The 580-nt window shown below is 64.3% G+C and carries 2 protein-coding genes; both read left to right on the plus strand.

What is annotated here, in order from left to right; all coding sequences use genetic code 11:
* On the plus strand, positions 1 to 439 hold a 439-nt coding region (locus AACY19_RS26815), incomplete at its 5' end, for a YceI family protein (RefSeq protein WP_339454509.1).
* Positions 440 to 483: 44 nt separating this feature from the next.
* On the plus strand, positions 484 to 580 hold a 97-nt coding region (locus AACY19_RS28005), incomplete at its 3' end, for a TMEM175 family protein (RefSeq protein ID WP_445262332.1).

The raw sequence follows: 580 nt of genomic DNA on the forward strand, positions 1-580 counted from the left end.
TTATGCCGGCACCTTTTCCGATGCCAGCGGCACGCTGAAGGTCGATCCAGCGAAGCCCGCCGTCACCCAGCTTGACGTGACCCTGCCGATCGCCAGCGTGCAGACCACCAGCGCCAAGCTGACCGAAGAGCTGAAAGCAGCCGACTGGTTCGACGCCGCCAAATACCCGACCGCGACCTTCCATTCGACCAAGGTCACCCCGCTCAGCGCCGATGCCGTGGCGGTCGATGGCACGCTCACACTGCACGGCGTGACCAAGCCGGTCACCTTCCGCGCAAAGCTGTTCGGTGCGGCCACCAACCCGATGAGCAAGAAAGCTTCGATCGGCTTCCTCGGCCGCATGGTGATCCATCGTTCGGACTTCGGCGTCAGCAAATATGTGCCCGTCGTGTCGGATGAAACCGTGCTGGTCATCAACGCGGCATTCGAGCTTCAGTGAGCCCAACGATCCCCCCGTCCGAGGACACCGAAGGCCGCCCCGGCGTGGGCCGGGTCGAGGCGTTTTCGGACGGGGTGATTGCCATCATCGTCACCATCATGGTGCTGGAGCTGCACCCGCCGGTCGCGGCGGGGCTCGATA

This window comes from Pseudomonas sp. EA_5y_Pfl2_R50, from assembly GCF_963970475.1.
In the GTDB taxonomy this organism is placed as follows: domain Bacteria; phylum Pseudomonadota; class Gammaproteobacteria; order Pseudomonadales; family Pseudomonadaceae; genus Aquipseudomonas.